Origin of the sequence: Streptomyces sp. NPDC044984 (assembly GCF_040646935.1) — a bacterium.
Taxonomy (GTDB): Bacteria; Actinomycetota; Actinomycetes; order Streptomycetales; family Streptomycetaceae; genus Streptomyces.
In genome coordinates this window covers 161,495-180,330 of the sequence record NZ_JBEZBE010000001.1, presented here as the reverse complement: position 1 = coordinate 180,330, position 18,836 = coordinate 161,495, and the positions used below count along the sequence as shown (strand labels likewise).

Genomic DNA, 18,836 nt, shown 5'->3' with positions numbered 1-18,836 from the left:
TCTCCCGTCTTGTCAGCGCTGTGTGAACGACTGGTCCGTCCGTACGATTTCGCGGCCCAGCGGGAACAGCGAGACCGGGATCAGCTTGAAGTTGGCGATGCCGAGCGGGATTCCGATGATCGTCACGCACAGGGCGATGCCGGTGAGGATGTGGCCGAGCGTCAGCCACCAGCCCGCGAGGAGCAGCCACAGCACGTTGACGAGGAAGGAAGGGGCTCCCGCGTCCCGGCGTTCGACCGTCGTGTACCCGAAGGGCCACAGGGCGTAGACGCCTATGCGGAAGGCGGCGACTCCGAAGGGGATGCCGATGACCGTGATGCAGAGCAGCACGCCCGCGAGCAGGTAGCCGAGGAACAGCCAGAAGCCGCTGAAGACGAGCCATATGAGATTCAGGATGGTCTTCACTGGTGACCTGCCATCTTCTCGAGCCGGGCGATGCGTTCCGCCATCGGCGGGTGGGTGGAGAACATCTTCGAGAGCCCCTGGCCCGGGCGGAACGGGTTGGCGATCATCATGTGGCTGGCCGTCTCGATGCGGGGCTCGGGGGGGAGGGGGAGCTGTTTGGTGCCGTGTTCCAGTTTGCGCAGGGCGCCGGCGAGGGCGAGGGGATCGCCGGTGAGCTGGGCGCCGGAGGCGTCGGCCTCGTACTCCCGGGAGCGGCTGACGGCCAGTTGGATGAGGGATGCGGCGAGCGGCCCGAGGATCATGATCAGCAGCATGCCGAGGAGGCCGGGGCCGTCGTCGTCGTCCGAGCGGCCGATCGGGATCAGCCAGGCGAAGTTGACCAGGAACATGATCACGGAGGCGAGGGCGCCGGCGACCGAGGAGATCAGGATGTCGCGGTTGTAGACGTGGCTGAGCTCGTGGCCGATGACGCCGCGCAGCTCCCGCTCGTCGAGCAGGCGCAGGATGCCTTCGGTGCAGCACACGGCGGCGTTGCGCGGGTTGCGGCCGGTGGCGAAGGCGTTGGGGGCCTCGGTCGGGGAGATGTACAGGCGGGGCATGGGCTGGCGGGCCTGGGTGGAGAGTTCGCGGACCATGCGGTACAGCCCCGGGGCCTCGAACTCGCTCACCGGGCGGGCGCGCATCGCGCGCAGGGCCAGCTTGTCGCTGTTCCAGTACGCGTACGCGTTGGTGCCCAGCGCGATCAGTACGGCGACGACGAGCCCCGCGCGGCCGAAGAAGCTGCCGATGACGATGATGAGTGCGGACAGTCCCCCGAGGAGGACCGCTGTCCTGAGCCCGTTGTGCCGGCGGTGCACGGTACGCCCTCCAAGTCGTGCGGCAGGGGGACCCTTGCTTGCTGATCTTCCTTCTGACCTGCGCTGCCCACTGGTCTGGTGGTGTCACGTCCAGTGGACCCTCCCGTATCGGTCAACGCCAGGCGAAGGGCACTAGTTCCCTTGTCCGCGCGGTGGCGCGTGTCACCCGTCCGGGTGACCGCCGTCCGGAGCGTTCCGCGCCCCGCACGCGCGCGTGGGCGTGCGGTGGCCGTACGCGCGGGGAGCGGGACGGGACGACGTCCTACGTGCTGCAGGCCGTACGCGCGCGTGCGGGGCGCGGCCCGGTGTGCTCAGAAGAGCCCGGTGCCGGTGAAGCGCAGGACCAGCTGGGGTGCGCCGGACAGGGCGATGCCGAGGACGCCGGTCAGGGCGAGGGCGGCGGTGAGGGGGGCGGGGAGCCGGTGCCTCACCGGTTCGCCCTCGGGGGCGCGGAACAGCAGGGCCGTCCACTGGAGGTAGTAGACCAGCGCGATGACGACGTTGACGGCCATGACGACGGCGAGCCAGCCCAGTCCGGCGTCGACGGCCGCGGAGAACACGGTGACCTTGGCGAAGAGGCCGATGACACCCGGTGGGAGTCCGGCGAGGCAGAGCAGGAAGAAGGCCAGGAGGAGCGCGGTGAGGGGACTGGAGGTGTAGAGGCCGCGGTAGTCGGCGACGCGGTTGAGACGGTGCGCGCGGCCGACGAGGGCGGCCACGGCGAACGCGCCCAGGTTCACGGCGCCGTACATGAGGGCGTAGGCGACGGTGGAGCCGATCGACTTCTCGGCGTCGCCGGAGTACGCGGCGGCGGCGATCGGCACCAGGAGGTAGCCGGCCTGGCCGACGGACGACCAGGCGAGGAGGCGTACCGCGCCGTACGCGCGCGTGGCCTGCTGTCTGAGGGCGCCCACGTTGCCGACGGTCATGGTGAGGGCGGCCAGCGCGGCGAGGGCCGGGCCCCAGACGTCGGCGTAGGACGGCAGGGCGACGACGGTGACGAGGATCAGGCCGGTGAAGCCGACCGCTTTACCGATGACCGACAGGTAGGCGGCGATCGGCAGGGGGGCGCCCACGTAGGTGTCGGGGACCCAGAAGTGGAAGGGGACCGCGGCGGTCTTGAAGGCGAAGCCGATGAGGGTGAGGACGACGCCGGTCTGGGTGAGGGTGTGGAGCTGTCCGTCGACGTCCAGGACGCGTTCGGCGACCAGGGTGAGGTGGAGGGTGCCGGTGGCGGCGTAGACGAAGCTGACGCCGAGCAGGCTGACCGCGGTGGCGGTGACGGAGGACAGGAAGAACTTCAGGGCCGCCTCGGAGGACTTCCGGTCACCGTGCCGCAGGCCGACCAGGGCGAAGGCGGGCAGGGAGGCGACCTCCAGGGCGACGACGAGGGTCGCGAGGTCGCGGGAGGCGGGCAGGAGGGCGGCGCCGGCCGCGGAGGAGAGGAACAGGAACCAGTACTCGCCCTCGGGGAGCCGTTCGCCCTCGTCCTTGAGGGCGGTGACCGACAGGAGGGCGGCCAGGAGGGCGCCGCCGAGCACCAGGAACTGGATGACGAGGGTGAAGCGGTCCGCGGTGTAGCTGCACACGCCTTCCTCGCCGACCAGGCAGAAGGTGCTGCGGTCGGCGTCGAGGAGGGGCAGCAGCATGAGGGTGGCAGCGGTGAGTCCGGCCACCGAGAACCAGCCGAGGAGCGGCTTTCGGGTCTCGCCGACGAAGAGGTCGGCGACGAGGACGACGAGTCCGACGACCGCCGCGATGGTGGGCGGCGCGATGGCCAGCCAGTCGACGGACTGGACGAGGGAGCTCATCGGGTGCCTCCTGCGAGGAGCTGCTGCACGGCCGGGTCGGTCAGTCCGAGGAGGGCCCCCGGCCAGAGCCCGGCGACGACGGTGAGGACGACGAGCGGGGTCCAGGCCGCGAACTCGTAGGAGCGCACGTCGGTGAGTTCCGGGGCGTCCTGGGGTGCGGCGCCCATGCAGACCCGGCGGACCACGATCAGCAGGTACGCGGCCGTCAGCAGGGTGCCGAACGCGCCGATGGCCATGAAGGTGAGGAAGGCGGGGCGGCTGAGGCCTTCGGCGGGGTCGAAGGCGCCGAACAGGGCGAGCATCTCGCCCCAGAATCCGGCGAGGCCGGGCAGGCCGAGGGAGGCGACGGCGGCGAACGCGAGCAGGCCGCCGAGGCGCGGGGCCTTGCCGTACAGGGCGGCGCCCGTCTCCTTGGCCAGGGTGTCGAGGTCGGTGCTGCCGGTGCGGTCCTTGAGGGCGCCGACCAGGAAGAACAGCAGGCCGGTGATGAGGCCGTGGGCGATGTTGGCGAACAGGGCGCCGTTGACGCCGGTCGGGGTCATGGTGGCGATGCCGAGGAGGACGAAGCCCATGTGGCCGACGGAGGAGTAGGCGATGAGGCGTTTGAGGTCGCCCTTCGCGCCCCGCTTGGCGAGGGCCAGGCAGGCGAGGGACCCGTAGATGACGCCGACGACGGCGAACGCGGCGAGGTAGGGCGCGAAGGTGCGGAAGCCGTCCGGTGCGGCGGGCAGCAGGATCCGGACGAAACCGTACGTGCCCATCTTCAGCAGGACGCCGGCCAGCAGGACCGAGCCGACGGTCGGCGCGGCGGTGTGGGCGTCGGGCAGCCAGCTGTGCAGCGGCCACATCGGGGTCTTGACCGCGAGCCCGATCCCGACCGCGAGTACCGCGATGACCTGCACGGATGTGGTCAGCGTCCGGTCGTTGTCAGTGGCGAGTGCCACCATGTCGAATGTGCCCGCCTCGATTCCGATCAGGAGCAGGCCGAGCAGCATGACCACGGAGCCGAGCAGCGTGTAGAGGATGAACTTCCAGGCGGCCTCGGCCCGGCCCTCGCCGCCCCAGCGGGCGATGAGGAAGTACATCGGGATGAGGACCGTCTCGAAGGCGAGGAAGAACAGGATCAGGTCGAGGACGGCGAAGGTCGCCAGGGTGCCGGACTCGAGGACGAGCAGCAGGGCGACGAAGGCCTTCGGGGACGGTCCCGTGGGCGGCTTGAAGTACGAGTAGAGGGCGCTGAGGAAGGTCAGCAGGGCGGTCAGGACCAGGAGGGGGAGGGAGATGCCGTCGGTGCCGAGGTGGATGCGTACGTCGAGTGCGGGGATCCAGCTGATGTCGGTCGTGGCCTGCATCTTCGACGGCTGGTCGTGGTCGAAGCCGAGCGCGAGGACGATCGCCGCGATGAGGATCGCGCCGGTGACGGTCACGCCGTGGCGGAGCACCGCCTGGTCGGGTGACTTCCCCTTCAGTCCGGGCGGGGCCGGCAGGAGAGCGGCGGCGGCACCGAGGAGCGGGCCGACGACGATCAACGCCAGAAGGAACTGCATCACGGACTCGTTGATATCGATCACGCCTGCTCACGCTCCCGTGGCGACGAGGACGGCGGCGACCGCGAGGACGACGGTGCCGGCGAGCAGCGCGCTCACATAGGTCTGCAGATTGCCCGTCTGGGCCCGTCGTACGGCGGTGCCGAGCCAGCGGGGCAGGGTGCCCGCGCCGCGTACGTAGGTCTCGACGACCTCGCGGTCGAGGAACCGCACGAGGCTCGCGCCGGCCCGGACCGGGCGGACGAAGAGGGCCGAGTACACGGCGTCCAGGTGGAAGCCGGCGGCCGCGTGGCGGTGCAGCGGGCCGAGCAGCAGCCTCCCGGGGTCCGACGGGTCGGGTGCGTACGCGATGTCCCCGTAGGCCGGTTCGTGGCTGGCGATGGCCTCCGCCTCGACCAGTCCGGCATCGCCCCCGGGGTGGGCGGCGACGGCACCGAGGGGGACACGAGCGGCGGCGTGTGCGGTGGTGTGCCGCCAGACGGCGTAGGTGATGATGCCGCCGGCCAGGGCCACGCCCGTGCCGAGCACGGAGGTGGTGAGCGTCGGGGTCAGGTCGTGGCCGTCGAACCAGTCGGGCAGCAGGCGGAAGGCGAAACCGCCGAGCGCGAGGGACGGCACGGCGAGCACCCACAGCACCGCGGTCATGGTCAGCGGCTGCCTGCCGTGGTCGGGCGCCTCGGTTCCGTGTCCGCGGAAGGCGAGCAGCCACAGCCGCATCGCGTACGCCGCCGTGAGCAGGGCCGTGACGAGGCCGGCGAGGAGGACGATCCAGCCCGCCGCGGCGGGGGCGTGTTCGGTGTGGCCGGTGACGACGTGTTCGGCGACGCCGAGGACGGCCTCCTTGGAGAAGAAGCCGCTGAACGGCGGGATCGCGGCGAGCGCGAGGAGCGCCACGGTCATCGTCCAGTAGGCGTCGGGGATCCGGTCGCGCAGGTGGCCCATGCGGGACATGGCGGCCAGCGAGTTGGTGCCGGCGGCGTGGATGATCACGCCGGCCGCGAGGAACAGCAGCGCCTTGAAGGCGCCGTGGGACAGGAGGTGGAAGACGGCGGCACCGCGGTCGGCGACGGCGAGGGCGCCGGTCATGTAGCCGAGCTGGCCGATCGTCGAGTAGGCGAGGACGCGTTTGATGTCGTCCTGGGCGAGCGCGGCGAGCGCGGAGCCGGCCATGGTCACGGCGGCCATGACGGCGAGGACGGTCATCGCGGCCTGGGAGGCCTCGAAGAGCGGGAGGAGGCGGGCGATGAAGTAGACGCCGGCGGCGACCATGGTCGCGGCGTGGATCAGCGCGGAGACGGGGGTCGGGCCCGCCATCGCGTCGGGGAGCCAGGTGTGCAGCGGGAACTGCGCCGACTTGCCGGCCACGCCCGCCAGGAGCAGCAGGGCGATCGGCGCGGGGTGTTCGATGCCGCCGTTCGCGACGGCGCCGAGGATCCGGGTGATGCGGAAGGACCCGGTTTCGGTGGCCAGGGCGAACAGGCCGATGAGGAAGGGGACGTCGCCGAGTTTGGTGACCAGGAAGGCCTTGAGGGAGGCGGCGCGGGCCTCGGGGGTCTCCCAGTAGTGGCCGACGAGGAAGTAGGAGCAGATGCCCATGACTTCCCAGCCGACCAGCAGCACCATCAGGTCGCCGGAGTAGACGACCAGGAGCATCGCGGAGGTGAACAGGGAGACGAGGGCGGCGTAGGAGGGGTAGCGCGGGTCGTCGCGCAGGTAGCCCGTCGAGTAGATCTGCACACAGCCGGCGACGACGGTGACCAGGACGGCGGTCAGCGCGGCGAAGCCGTCGACGTGCAGGGCGAGTTCGATCGGGACCGAGCCGGTGGGGGTGAGCTCGGTCGCGGCGTCGACGGCCTGGTCTCCGCCCTGGCGCCAGGCGACCGTGGCGGCCAGTGCGAGGGAGGCGAGCGTCGGCAGGACGGCGAGCGGGCGGACGAAGCCGGGGGCCGTGCGGCCCAGGAGCAGCCCGGCGAGCGCGCCGAGGAACGGAAGGAGGGGGACGAGGACGGCGAGGGTGGTCGTGGTCACGCGGTGGCCTCAGCCTTCTCGCCGGCCGTCCGGGGCACGGGGGCTTCGCGGCCGGTGGTGTCGCTGTCGGGGCCGTCGGGCTCGTGGCCCTCGGCGGTGTCGCGGAGTTTGTCGATGTCCGAGGTGCCGCGGTTGCGGTACACGGCGAGGACGATCGCCAGGCCGATGCCGATCTCGGCGGCGGCGATGGCGATGGTGAACAGGGTGAGGGCCTGGCCGGAGTGCAGGGTGTCCTCGGCGGTCCGGCTGAGCCAGACGTCGAAGGCGACCAGGTTCAGGTTGACGGCGTTGAGCATCAGCTCGACCGACATCAGGACCAGGATCGCGTTGCGGCGGGCGAGGACGCCGTACAGGCCGGTGCAGAAGAGGAGGGCGGACAGGACGGCGGGATAGGCGAGGTGCATCAACGGGTCCCTTCCGTGCCGCGCCGGGTGTCCGTCGCGCCGGACGCGGCGTCGGCCTTCGCCTTGCGGGACAGGACGATCGCGCCGACGAGGGCGGCGAGGAGGAGGACGGAGAGGGCCTCGAAGGGGAGGACCCAGTGCTGGAAGAGACTCGCGCCGGTGACGTCCGTGGAGCCGGCGGGGGCGCCGTCCAGGTCGATCCAGGTGGTGCGGAAGGCGTCGACGACGACCCAGACCAGGGCTGCCGCGGCGGCGACGGCCACGGTGAGGGCGACCCAGCGGTTTCCGGAGTCGGCGTCCGGTGAACGGCCGATGGGGGCCCTGGTGAGCATGAGCCCGAACAGGAGGAGGACGACGACGGAACCGACGTAGATGAGGACCTGCACCCAGGCGATGAACTCGGCGGTGAGCAGGAGGTATTCGACGGCGAGGCCGCCGAGGGCCACCACCAGCCACAGGGCGGCGTGCACCAGCTGCCGGGTGGTGACGGTGATGACGGCGGCCCCGAGGGTGACCAGGCCGACCAGGAGGAAGGCGATCTCCACCCCGGTCGGGGAGAGGAAGCCGTGCGCCTCGGCGGCGGTGGTCGTCGTGGCGTGCGCGGCCGTTCCCGCGGCTGCGGCGAGGGTCACGACTCCTCCTCCTGCGGTTCGGCCCGGGCGGCGGCGAGCTTGTCGGCGGTCTTGCGGGCGGCGGCGAGTTCCTTCGGCTCCTCGGCTCCGGGGTCGAGGGCGGGCGGGGCCGGGACGGTCCACATCCACTCGCGGAGCTTGTCCCGCTCGTGGGTGAGGTCGCGGATGTCGGTCTCGGCGTACTCGAACTCCGGCGACCAGAACAGGGCGTCGAAGGGACAGACCTCGATGCAGATACCGCAGTACATGCACAGGGAGAAGTCGATGGCGAAGCGGTCGAGGACGTTGCGGCTGCGCTCGCGGCCGCCGGGGGTCGCCGCCGGGACCGTCTCCTTGTGGGAGTCGATGTAGATGCACCAGTCCGGGCACTCGCGGGCGCACAGCATGCAGACCGTGCAGTTCTCCTCGAACAGGCCGATCACACCGCGGGTGCGGGGCGGGAGGTCGGGCTGGGTGTCCGGGTACGGGGCGGTGACGGACTTCTTCGTCATCGTCCGCAGGGTGACGGCCAGGCCCTTGGCCAGACCGGAGCCGGGGAAGGGAACCATGATTACCGGATCACCACCTTGACGATGCCGGTGAAGGCGATCTGGGCGAGGGAGAGGGGGACGAGGAGGGTCCAGGAGAGCTTCTGCAGCTGGTCCTCGCGCAGCCGGGGGTAGGTGACGCGGAGCCAGATGACGACGAAGGCGAGGACCGCGGTCTTCAGCAGGGTCCAGACCCAGCCGAGTCCGTCGGCGCCCCAGGGGCCGTGCCAGCCGCCCAGGAACAGGACGGTGGTCAGACCGCACAGGACGACGATCCCGGCGTACTCGGCGAGGAGGAACAGGGCGAAGCGCAGACCGGTGTACTCGGTGTACGCGCCGAAGATGATCTCCGAGTCGGCGACCGGCATGTCGAAGGGGGGCCGCTGGAGTTCGGCGAGGCCGGCGACGAAGAAGACGAGCGCGCCGGTGATCTGCCAGGGCACCCACCACCACTCGAAGGCGTCGAGGATGCCGACGAGGGAGACCGTGCCGGCCGCCATCGCCACCGAGGCGGCGGTGAGCAGCATCGGGAGTTCGTACGCGAGGAGCTGGGCGGCGGTGCGCAGGCCGCCGAGGAGGGAGAACTTGTTGGCGGAGGCCCAGCCGGCCATGAGCGAGCCGAGGACGCCGACGCCCATGACGGCGAGGACGAAGAACACGCCCGCGTCGATCACCTGGCCGACCGCGCCCTCGCCCGGGCCGATCGGGACGGCGAGCAGGACGAGGAGGTACGGCAGGAGGGCGACGGCGGGGGCGAGCTGGAAGATACGCCGGTCCGCGCCGGCCGGGACCACGTCCTCCTTCTGCGCGAACTTCACGCCGTCGGCGATGAGCTGGGCCCAGCCGTGGAAGCCGCCGGCGTACATCGGGCCGAGGCGGCCCTGCATGTGGGCCATCACCTTGTGCTCGGTCTGACCCACGATCAGGGGGAAGGTGAGGAAGACGACGAACACGACCAGGAGTCGCAGGGCGACGTCGAGCACGTCGTTCACCGCGGGCCTCCTGAGGGGTCTTCGGGGGTGGGGGTCTCGGGGGCGTTCCCGGTCTGCGGGCCGGGCGCGGCGTCGGGCTCCGGGTCAGGCTCGGGACCGGTCTCCGGACCGGACTCGGGTGTGGCGCTGGGCTCGGGGGCGGTCTCCGGACCGGACTCGGGCGTGGCGCTGGGACCGGTGTCCGTGCCAGGTCCGGGGGCAGGCTCCCGGGCCGGTCCGGGTTCCGGCCGAGCGCCGTCGGACTCCGCGCCGGATCCGGCGGGAGCCTCGGCCCCTCCGACCGGACCGGCGTCGGGCGTGCCGGCCGGCTCAGAACCGGTCCGGGCACCGCTCTCGGACTCCGCACCGGATCCGGCAGGGGCCTCGGCCCCTCCGACCGGACCGGCGTCGGGCGTGCCGGCCGGTTCAGAACCGGTCCGGGCACCGCTCTCGGACTCCGCACCGGATCCGGCAGGGGCCTCGGCCCCTCCGACCGGGCCGGCGTCCGGTCCGGGAGCCGCCGCCGCCTCCTCGGCCTGGCCTGCGTCGGCAGCGGGTTCCGTGCCGTCGTCCGTCTCGGGTCGGGCGAAGGCCGGGCGGGCGTGGTGCCAGGGGGCGTCCGAGCTGCGGGGCGCGGCCGAAGGCCTGCGGTCCGGTCGGCCCTCGGTGGGCACGGGAGTGGACTCGTCGTCCGCCGCCGCGGGTTCGCCGGACGCCGCCGTCACTCCTGGCACGGCACGCCGGCTCGCCGGTCCCTCGGACGCGGTGCGCGCCCGGCGCGGGTCGCCGGTGCCGGAACGCTGCGACGCCGACCCCTCGCTGGCACTCCGCGCGCGCCGCGCGGGGGGAGCGGCGGCCTCGGGGCGCGCCTCCGCCCCCTGGCTCGCGGAGCCCTGCGCCGCCGTACGCATGCGGCGCGGTGGGGCCGTGGGTCGGTCGGAGGGCTCCGGGGTGGCCGCCTGGCTCGCGGAACCCTCCGCCGCCGTGCGGGTTCGGCGTGGGCGGTCGGGGGCCGGGCGGTCTCCTGCCGCTCGTCCCGCACCCGCCGCCGTCCTGCCCGCGCCCCGGGCCGGGCGGGCCGGGGCCGGGGGGAGCTGGCCCTTGAGGGGGCCCCATTCGTTCGGGTCGGGAACGCCGGGGGGAAGCATCTGGCGGCGCTTGGGGCCGCCGTGCTCGGACTCCCCGGGTTCCTTGGCGCCGGGCCAGGCCTTGGCGACCCTCGCCGCGAGGACGAAGTCCTTGCGCAGGGGGTGGCCCTCGAAACCGTCCGGCAGGAGCAGGTGGTCCAGGCCCGGGTGGCCCGTGAAGTCGACGCCGAACATCTCGTGCGTCTCGCGTTCGTGCCACGCGGCACCCGCGTAGACGTCCACGGCGGAGGGCAGCGTCGGGGCCTCGTGCGGCACCGTGGTGCGCAGCAGCAGGCGCCGCACCGGGGCCAGGGCTGCGACGTGCGCCGTGACGCGGAACCCGGTGCCGGGTTCGTCGACCGCGCTCAGCCAGTCGAAGAAGGTGCAGCCGACCCGGTCGCGCGCGGCCTCCAGCGCGGTGATCCAGGAGGCGGGCGGTACGTCGACGGTCAGGACGCCGTACGACTCCTCCGCCGTGGCCTCCGTGCCGAACAGTTCCTCGGCGTCGGCGGGGAGCCAGCCGACCGCGGTCATCGGCCCTCCCCCTCACCGGACGGCGCCGGCGGCCGGACCAGCCCGCTCTGCAGCGCCGCCGCCGACGGCCGCCCCGCGCCGGAGGCGGACCCGTACCGCTCCCCCAGCGACTCCCGTGCGATCTTCTCCTGGAGCTTCAGGATCCCCTGGAGCAGCGCCTCGGGCCGGGGCGGGCAGCCGGGTACGTAGACGTCGACCGGAATGATCTGGTCCACGCCCTTGGTGACGGAGTAGGAGTCCCAGTACGGGCCGCCGCAGTTGCTGCACGCGCCGAAGGAGATGACGTACTTGGGCTCGGGCATCTGCTCGTACAGACGCTTCACCGCGGGTGCCATCTTGTCCGTGACCGTGCCGGAGACGACCATCAGGTCGGCCTGGCGCGGCCCCGGCGCGAAGGGGATGACGCCGAGGCGGATGAAGTCGTGGCGGGCCATCGACGCGGCGATGAACTCGATCGCGCAGCAGGCGAGGCCGAAGTTGAAGACCCACAGCGAGTAGCGGCGGCCCCAGTTGAGGACCACCTTCATCGGCTCGGGAGCCAGCCGGGCGAGCGCGCCGAGCCGCTTCGGTTCCGGAAGCAGGACGGGCTCGGGGGCGGCAGGGTTCACGTCCATGTCAGGACGCCCTTCTTGTATGCGTACAGCAGACCCACGGCGAGGAAGCCGAGGAAGATGAACATCTCCACGAGGGTGGTCGCGCCGTAGCCGTCGGCGGCGAAGACGGTCGCCCAGGGGAAGAGGAAGATCGAGTCGACGGCGAAGATCACGTAGAGGAAGGCGTAGACGTAGTAGCGGACCTGGGTGTGGGCCCAGCCCTCCCCGACGGGGTCGACCCCGCACTCGTACGTCAGGAGCTTCTCGGGCGTGGGGACCACCGGCCGCAGCAGGCGTCCCGCCCCGAAGGCGACGGCGACGAACAGCAGGCCGACGACGGCGAGCAGTCCGACGACCGAGTAGGACTGGAAGTAGTCCGCCGCGACGACGGTCGATTCCCGCACGTCCGCCCCTCACTCCCTTGATCGGCGCCCTGGCCCGTACCTGTGCCGTGCCCTTGATCCGTGCCGGTGATCCGTGCCGGTGAACGTCACGGTCCGACGATCTGTACGCACGGGAGTCTAGGCCCTCATAAATGCACCGTAAGCAGCCCGTCACCGCTCGGCATGCGGGGGTGGGGTTTTCCTCAGTGCGTCCTGGCGGTCCACCTCATGGCGCAGGCCCCCGGCTCCGGGCACGCTTGTGCCCATGACCGAACCATTCCCGCATCCGGGCACGCCCATGACGGCGGTCCCGGAACCGGCCGAGCGCGGCGACCGCCCGCCACCGGCCCGTTTCGCGTACGACGCGCACACCTGGAAGGAGATCGCCCATCTCCTGGCGAACCTGCCGGTGTCGCTGGCCGGCTTCGTCTACACGGTGACCATGCTGTTCACCGGTGTCGGGCTGACCGTCACGGTGGTCGGGTTCCCGCTGCTCGCGCTCGGGCTGATGGGCTCCCGGCTGCTGGGCAGGATGGAGCGGGCGCGGGCCAGGAAGCTGCTCGGGGTGCGCGTGGAGGAGCCGAGCCGGCTGCCGATGCGCGGCGCCGACGGGTTCTGGCCGCAGCTGTGGATGGCGGTCAAGGACCCGGTGGGCTGGCGCACCGTCCTGTACGAGCTGATACGGCTGCCGTGGGGCATCGTCACCTTCGTCGTCACGCTGACCGGTCTGTTCGTGCTGTGGCCGGTGCTGCCGTTCGTCGTGCGGGGCCTGGCCAACGCCGACCGGGCGATGGTGCGCGGCCTGCTGTCGCCCTCCGACGAGCTGGAGCGGCGCATAGCCGAGCTGGAGTCGGACCGCGGGGTCGTGGTGGACACGGCGGCGGCGGACCTGCGGCGCATCGAGCGCGATCTGCACGACGGGGCGCAGGCCCGGCTGGTCAATCTGGCGATGGGGCTGGGCCTGGCCAAGGAGAAGCTGCTGGAGGACCCCGACGCCGCGGCGTCGATGGTCGAGGAGGCGCACGGCGAGGTGAAGCTGGCGCTGCAGGAGTTGCGGGACCTCGCCCGGGGCATCCATCCGGCGGTGCTGACCGACCGGGGGCTGGACGCCGCGCTGTCCTCGGTCGCCTCGCGCTGCACGGTGCCGGTGAAGGTGACGGTCGACCTGGACGAACGGCCGGCCGCCGCCATCGAGGGCATCGCCTACTTCACCGTCTCGGAGCTGCTGCAGAACGTCAGCAAGCACAGCCGGGCCCGGTCGGCCGCGGTGGAGGTGTGGCGGTCGGAGGGCCGGCTGCTCATACAGGTGTGGGACGACGGGCGCGGGGGCGCGAGCCTGGACGGCGGGACGGGCATGCGGGGTCTCGCCGACCGGCTGGGCGCGGTGGACGGCCTGTTCGTCGTGGAGTCGCCGGAAGGCGGCCCGACGACGGTGACGGCCGAGCTGCCGTGGCGGGACCGTTCCGGTGCCCTGGCCGAGAAGCCGGGCAGGGGCGGGAGGGCGTCCAAGGAGGCGTCCGTCCGCGGCCGGGGGTAGGGAAAACCCCCCGCTCAAGACTGCGACGCTCTCCATGGTTCGCCGGCCTGCGGCCGAGGAGTCTGGAGGTACGACAGCACAGCCGCCGGACGAGGAGAAGGACGGGACCGATGGCCACGGAGTACGGACAGGGCTACGGGCTCCCCGCGGAGCCCGGACATTCCGGATACGCCGGGGGACGGCGGCACCGGCTGCCGGCCGCGCTGCGGGCGCCGGTCGAGGGGCGCACCTGGCGCGAGCTGGGGTACGTGCTGCTGAGCCTGCCGATCAGCATTCTGCTGTTCACCTACGCGATCACGATGGTGTCGCTGGGGGCGGGCCTGCTGGTGACCTTCCTCGGCGTCCCGGTGCTGGCGGCGGCGCTCGCCGGCTGCCGCGGGTTCGGGGCGGTGGAGCGGGCTCGGGCACGGGGGCTGCTGGGCCTGGAGGTGGCCGAGCCGGAGCCGCTGCGGATGAGGCGGCGGGGGTTCATGGCGTGGATCGGGGCCGTGCTCAAGAGCGGCACCTCCTGGCGGGCCCTGCTGTACGCGGTGCTGCAGCTGCCGTGGGCGGTGCTCTCCTTCTCCGTCAGCGCGGTCGTCTGGCCGATGGGCTGGTCGCTGCTGACGTATCCGCTGTGGTTCTGGGCCTTGCCGGCGTACGGCGATCAGCCCGGCATGCAGCTGTACGGCGACGAGCACCACCGGATCTACCTGGACAACCCGTTCGAGATAGCGGTGACCTCGGGAGTGGGTCTGCTGTTCACCCTCGCCACGCCGTGGATCGTGCGGGCGCTGACGATGGTGGACCGGGTGATGGTGCACGGGCTGCTCGGGCCGTCGCGGCTGGCCACGCGGGTGGTGGAGCTGGAGTCGGACCGCGGGGTCGTGGTGGACACGGCGGCGGCGGACCTGCGGCGCATCGAGCGCGATCTGCACGACGGGGCGCAGGCCCGGCTGGTGGCCCTGGCCATGGATCTGGGGCTGGCGAAGGAGAAGCTGCGGGAGGACCCGCAGGTCGCGGCGCGGATGGTGGACGAGGCGCACGGCGAGGTGAAGACGGCCCTGCAGGAGCTGCGGGATCTCGCCCGCGGCATCCATCCGGCGGTGCTGACCGACCGGGGTCTGGACGCGGCGCTGTCCTCGGTCGCCTCGCGCTGCACGGTGCCGGTGCAGGTGGAGGTGGATCTGACGGAGCGGCCCGCGCCGGCCATCGAGGGCATCGCCTACTTCACCGTCTCGGAGCTGCTGCAGAACATCAGCAAGCACTCACGGGCGACCTGGGCGGCCGTGGAGGTGTGGCGGACGGAGAACCGGCTGATGCTCCAGGTCGTGGACAACGGCGTGGGCGGTGCCGATGTGTCCGAGGGTTCCGGGCTGGCCGGGCTGGCGGAGCGGCTGGACGCGGTGGACGGGATCCTGGTGGTGGACTCCCCGGCCGGCGGCCCGACGCGGGTGACCGCCGAGCTGCCGTGGCGGGCGCAGCGGACACGATGAGGGCGGACCGGCTTCACTGACGGAACCGGTGGGTGGGTGCGGGCCACGGCCCCGCCTGCCCGCCTGCCCGCCTGCCCGCCACGACGACACCCCAATCTCGTCGCCCCGCCGCATCCCCCACCGGATGCTGGAATGCTGGACCTGACGACCGGGTCCGCCACGGGGGCGGGCGCGGATCAGGGGCATGGGGGCCGAGGAACGTGGAGGACAGGGTGCGGGTGGTCATCGCCGAGGATTCGGTGCTGCTGCGGGAGGGCCTGACCCGGCTGCTGACCGACCGTGGGCACGAGGTCGTGGCCGGTGTCGGTGACGGTGACGCGCTGATCAAGACCATCACCGAGCTGGACGGGGAGAACCTGCTCCCGGACGTCGTGGTGGCCGACGTACGGATGCCGCCGACGCACACGGACGAGGGGGTGCGGGCCGCGGTGCAGCTGCGGAAGACGCATCCGGGCATCGGCGTGCTGGTGCTGTCGCAGTACGTGGAGGAGCGCTACGCCACGGAGCTGCTCGCCGGTTCCAGCCGTGGCGTCGGTTATCTGCTCAAGGACCGGGTGGCCGAGGTCCGTGAGTTCGTGGACGCGGTGGTGCGGGTGGCCGAGGGCGGTACGGCGCTGGACCCGGAGGTCGTCGCACAGCTGCTGGGGCGCAGCCGTAAGCAGGACGTGCTCGCGGGACTCACCCCGCGTGAGCGGGAGGTCCTGGGGCTGATGGCGGAGGGCCGGACGAACTCGGCGATCGCCAGGCAGCTGGTGGTCAGCGACGGTGCCGTGGAGAAGCACGTCAGCAATATCTTCCTGAAGCTGGGGCTGTCCCCGAGCGACGGCGATCACCGGCGGGTACTGGCCGTTCTCACCTACCTCAACTCCTGAGCGGGGACGTCTCGAAGTCGTGTCCACCATGCGAATGAGCCGAGGAAGGCGACCCTTACGGACGTAGGGTTTATGCGGGGAAGGCCTACGGGAAGGCCGTCCCGGACAGCCGCCTCGAGGAGGTCCAGTTCAGTGACCAGTCAGGTCAGCAGTCCAGCGGAACAGGCCGACGGAGCAGTCGTAGGGGAGCAGCGCACGGCGGCGGGTGCGAAGGGCGTCCGCCGGCTCGACCGGGTGATCATCAGGTTCGCGGGGGACTCGGGTGACGGTATGCAGCTCACCGGTGACCGTTTCACCTCGGAGACCGCGTCGTTCGGCAACGACCTCTCCACGCTGCCGAACTTCCCGGCCGAGATCCGCGCGCCCGCCGGCACGCTGCCCGGTGTGTCGTCCTTCCAGCTCCATTTCGCCGATCACGACATCCTCACCCCCGGTGACGCGCCGAACGTGCTGGTGGCGATGAACCCGGCGGCGCTGAAGGCCAACATCGGGGACCTGCCGCGCGGTGCGGAGATCATCGTCAACACGGACGAGTTCACCAAGCGGGCGATGCAGAAGGTCGGCTACGACAGCAGCCCGCTGGAGGACGGCTCGCTGGACGGCTACAGCCTGCACCCGGTGCCGCTGACCACGCTGACCGTGGAGGCGCTCAAGGAGTTCGACCTCACCCGCAAGGAGGCCGAGCGCAGCAAGAACATGTTCGCGCTCGGGCTGCTGAGCTGGATGTACCACCGGCCCACCGAGGGCACGGAGAAGTTCCTGCGGTCGAAGTTCGCCGGGAAGCCCGACATCGCGGCGGCCAACATCGCGGCCTACCGGGCGGGGTGGAACTTCGGCGAGACGACGGAGGACTTCGCGGTCTCCTACGAGGTGGCCCCGGCGGCGAAGGCGTTCCCGCCCGGCGTCTACCGCAACATCTCCGGGAACCTGGCCCTGTCCTACGGGCTGATCGCCGCGTCCCGCCAGGCGGACCTGCCGCTCTACCTCGGCTCCTACCCGATCACCCCGGCCTCGGACATCCTGCACGAGCTGAGCCGGCACAAGAACTTCGGTGTGCGGACCTTCCAGGCCGAGGACGAGATCGCCGGCATCGGGGCGGCGCTGGGGGCGGCGTTCGGCGGTTCGCTCGCGGTCACCACCACCTCCGGCCCCGGCGTGGCGCTGAAGTCGGAGACCATCGGCCTGGCGGTGTCGCTGGAGCTGCCGCTTTTGGTCGTGGACATCCAGCGCGGCGGCCCGTCCACCGGCCTGCCGACCAAGACCGAGCAGGCGGACCTGCTCCAGGCCATGTACGGCCGCAACGGCGAGGCGCCGGTCCCGGTGGTCGCGCCCCGCACCCCGGCCGACTGCTTCGACGCCGCCCTGGAGGCGGCCCGCATCGCCCTGACCTACCGCACACCCGTCTTCCTGCTCTCCGACGGCTACCTCGCCAACGGCAGCGAGCCCTGGCGGATCCCGGACCTCCAGGAGCTGCCGGACCTGACCGTGCAATTCGCGCAGGGCCCGAACCACGCGCTGGACGACGGCACCGAGGTGTTCTGGCCCTACAAGCGGGACCCGCAGACCCTGGCCCGCCCCTGGGCCGTCCCCGGCACCCCGGGTCTGGAGCACCGCATCGGCGGCATCGAGAAGCAGGACGGCACGGGCAACATCTCCTACGACCCCGCCAACCACGACTTCATGGTCCGCACCCGGCAGGCGAAGATCGACGGCATCGACGTGCCCGACGTCGAGGTCGACGACCCGGACGGAGCGAAGGCCCTGGTGCTGGGCTGGGGGTCGACCTACGGGCCGATCACGGCCGCCGTGCGCCGCATCCGCAAGGAGGGCGGCCGGATCGCGCAGGCCCACCTGCGCCACCTCAACCCCTTCCCGCACAACCTCGGCGCGGTCCTCGAGAGGTACGACAAGGTGGTGGTCCCCGAGATGAACCTCGGGCAGCTCGCCACGCTCATCCGGGCGAAGTACCTCATCGACGCCCGCTCCTACAACCAGGTCAACGGCATGCCGTTCAAGGCGGAGCAGCTCGCCACGGCGCTGAAGGAGGCCATCGATGACTGACACCAACGCCCTTCTCCAGCTGGTGCCCAAGGCCGAGGGCCGGCAGTCCATGAAGGACTTCAAGTCCGACCAGGAGGTGCGCTGGTGCCCCGGCTGCGGCGACTACGCCGTCCTGGCCGCCGTGCAGGGCTTCATGCCCCAGCTCGGCCTGGCGAGGGAGAACATCGTCTTCGTCTCCGGCATCGGCTGCTCCTCCCGCTTCCCGTACTACATGAACACCTACGGGATGCACTCCATCCACGGCCGCGCCCCCGCCATCGCCACCGGCCTGGCCACCTCACGCCGCGACCTGTCCGTCTGGGTGGTCACCGGCGACGGCGACGCCCTCTCCATCGGCGGCAACCACCTCATCCACGCCCTGCGCCGCAACGTCAACCTCAAGATCCTGCTGTTCAACAACCGGATCTACGGCCTGACCAAGGGCCAGTACTCCCCGACCTCCGAGGTCGGCAAGATCACCAAATCGACACCGATGGGATCGCTGGACGCGCCCTTCAACCCGGTGTCGCTGGCCATCGGCGCGGAGGCGTCCTTCGTCGCCCGCACCGTCGACTCCGACCGCAAACACCTCACCGAGGTGCTGCGCCAGGCCGCCGACCACCCCGGCACCGCCCTGGTGGAGATCTACCAGAACTGCAACATCTTCAACGACGGCGCCTTCGAGGTCCTCAAGGACCGGCAGCAGGCCCAGGAAGCGGTGATCCGCCTGGAGCACGGGCAGCCGATCCGCTTCGGCACCGACCACGCCAAGGGCGTCGTGCGCGACCGCACCACCGGCGACCTGGAGGTCGTCACCGTGACACCGGAGAACGAGGCCGACGTCCTCGTCCACGACGCCCACGCCGCCTCACCCACCACGGCGTTCGCGCTGTCCCGGCTCGCGGACCCCAGCACCCTGCACAACACCCCGATCGGCGTCTTCCGCTCCGTCGACCGGCCCGTCTACGACACCCTCATGGCCGACCAGCTCGACACCGCCGTCGAACAGCGGGGCAAGGGCGACCTCGCCACCCTGCTCACCGGCGGCGACACCTGGACGGTCGTGGGCTGACCCCCGCCGACGACCGAACCG

General features: G+C 71.7%; 17 protein-coding genes. 5 read left to right on the top strand and 12 right to left on the bottom strand.

Going from position 1 to position 18,836, the window contains the following annotated elements; genetic code table 11:
- Window positions 1-12: 12 nt before the first annotated feature.
- The 12 genes from AB0A94_RS00875 to AB0A94_RS00820 form a co-directional block, all read right to left on the bottom strand.
- Window positions 13-405: a YccF domain-containing protein gene (locus AB0A94_RS00875; RefSeq protein WP_361736818.1), complete on the bottom strand. Its 393-nt coding sequence runs from the start codon at window positions 403-405 to the stop codon at window positions 13-15.
- The gene (htpX, locus tag AB0A94_RS00870; protein WP_361736815.1) at window positions 402-1,262 is read right to left on the bottom strand and encodes a zinc metalloprotease HtpX; all 861 of its coding nucleotides are present in this window, start codon (window positions 1,260-1,262) and stop codon (window positions 402-404) included. The genes AB0A94_RS00875 and htpX overlap by 4 nt, the downstream gene beginning before the upstream one ends.
- 311 nt (window positions 1,263-1,573) lie before the next feature.
- Complete coding sequence (locus AB0A94_RS00865) at window positions 1,574-3,073, bottom strand: NADH-quinone oxidoreductase subunit N (protein WP_361736813.1); 1,500 nt, start codon at window positions 3,071-3,073, stop codon at window positions 1,574-1,576.
- The gene (locus tag AB0A94_RS00860) at window positions 3,070-4,644 is read right to left on the bottom strand and encodes an NADH-quinone oxidoreductase subunit M (protein WP_361736810.1); all 1,575 of its coding nucleotides are present in this window, start codon (window positions 4,642-4,644) and stop codon (window positions 3,070-3,072) included. The genes AB0A94_RS00865 and AB0A94_RS00860 overlap by 4 nt, the downstream gene beginning before the upstream one ends.
- Before the next feature lie 6 nt (window positions 4,645-4,650).
- Entirely contained in the window at window positions 4,651-6,648 is a 1,998-nt protein-coding gene (locus AB0A94_RS00855; protein WP_361736807.1) for an NADH-quinone oxidoreductase subunit L, read from the bottom strand.
- A complete protein-coding gene (nuoK, locus tag AB0A94_RS00850) occupies window positions 6,645-7,052 on the bottom strand; it encodes an NADH-quinone oxidoreductase subunit NuoK (protein WP_217128227.1) in 408 nt (135 codons plus the stop codon). The genes AB0A94_RS00855 and nuoK overlap by 4 nt, the downstream gene beginning before the upstream one ends.
- Window positions 7,052-7,684, bottom strand: coding sequence for an NADH-quinone oxidoreductase subunit J (locus tag AB0A94_RS00845; protein ID WP_361736804.1), 633 nt, complete (start codon window positions 7,682-7,684; stop codon window positions 7,052-7,054). Before AB0A94_RS00845 ends, nuoK begins: the two co-directional genes overlap by 1 nt.
- Complete coding sequence (locus AB0A94_RS00840) at window positions 7,681-8,232, bottom strand: NADH-quinone oxidoreductase subunit I (protein ID WP_361736802.1); 552 nt, start codon at window positions 8,230-8,232, stop codon at window positions 7,681-7,683. The genes AB0A94_RS00845 and AB0A94_RS00840 overlap by 4 nt, the downstream gene beginning before the upstream one ends.
- A gap of 2 nt (window positions 8,233-8,234) precedes the next feature.
- Window positions 8,235-9,203: a complex I subunit 1 family protein gene (locus AB0A94_RS00835; protein WP_361736799.1), complete on the bottom strand. Its 969-nt coding sequence runs from the start codon at window positions 9,201-9,203 to the stop codon at window positions 8,235-8,237.
- Window positions 9,200-10,843 carry an NADH-quinone oxidoreductase subunit C gene (locus AB0A94_RS00830; RefSeq protein ID WP_361736796.1) on the bottom strand — a complete coding sequence of 548 codons (1,644 nt, stop codon included), beginning with the start codon at window positions 10,841-10,843 and terminating at the stop codon, window positions 9,200-9,202. Before AB0A94_RS00830 ends, AB0A94_RS00835 begins: the two co-directional genes overlap by 4 nt.
- Entirely contained in the window at window positions 10,840-11,457 is a 618-nt protein-coding gene (locus AB0A94_RS00825) for an NADH-quinone oxidoreductase subunit B family protein (protein WP_361736793.1), read from the bottom strand. The genes AB0A94_RS00830 and AB0A94_RS00825 overlap by 4 nt, the downstream gene beginning before the upstream one ends.
- A complete protein-coding gene (locus tag AB0A94_RS00820; protein ID WP_217133509.1) occupies window positions 11,448-11,840 on the bottom strand; it encodes an NADH-quinone oxidoreductase subunit A in 393 nt (130 codons plus the stop codon). Before AB0A94_RS00820 ends, AB0A94_RS00825 begins: the two co-directional genes overlap by 10 nt.
- Before the next feature lie 277 nt (window positions 11,841-12,117).
- On the opposite strand from AB0A94_RS00820, the gene AB0A94_RS00815 reads away from it, so the two are divergent.
- The 5 genes from AB0A94_RS00815 to AB0A94_RS00795 all read left to right on the top strand — a co-directional run bounded on the left by AB0A94_RS00815 (window position 12,118) and on the right by AB0A94_RS00795 (window position 18,815).
- Window positions 12,118-13,356: a sensor domain-containing protein gene (locus AB0A94_RS00815; protein WP_361737531.1), complete on the top strand. Its 1,239-nt coding sequence runs from the start codon at window positions 12,118-12,120 to the stop codon at window positions 13,354-13,356.
- A 110-nt stretch (window positions 13,357-13,466) separates the two neighbouring features.
- Entirely contained in the window at window positions 13,467-14,831 is a 1,365-nt protein-coding gene (locus AB0A94_RS00810) for a sensor domain-containing protein (RefSeq protein ID WP_361736789.1), read from the top strand.
- A 212-nt stretch (window positions 14,832-15,043) separates the two neighbouring features.
- Window positions 15,044-15,703, top strand: coding sequence for a response regulator transcription factor (locus AB0A94_RS00805; RefSeq protein WP_361737528.1), 660 nt, complete (start codon window positions 15,044-15,046; stop codon window positions 15,701-15,703).
- Window positions 15,704-15,835: 132 nt separating this feature from the next.
- A complete protein-coding gene (locus AB0A94_RS00800; RefSeq protein ID WP_361736787.1) occupies window positions 15,836-17,764 on the top strand; it encodes a 2-oxoacid:acceptor oxidoreductase subunit alpha in 1,929 nt (642 codons plus the stop codon).
- Window positions 17,757-18,815: a 2-oxoacid:ferredoxin oxidoreductase subunit beta gene (locus tag AB0A94_RS00795; protein ID WP_361736784.1), complete on the top strand. Its 1,059-nt coding sequence runs from the start codon at window positions 17,757-17,759 to the stop codon at window positions 18,813-18,815. The genes AB0A94_RS00800 and AB0A94_RS00795 overlap by 8 nt, the downstream gene beginning before the upstream one ends.
- The last annotated feature ends 21 nt before the right edge of the window (window positions 18,816-18,836 follow it).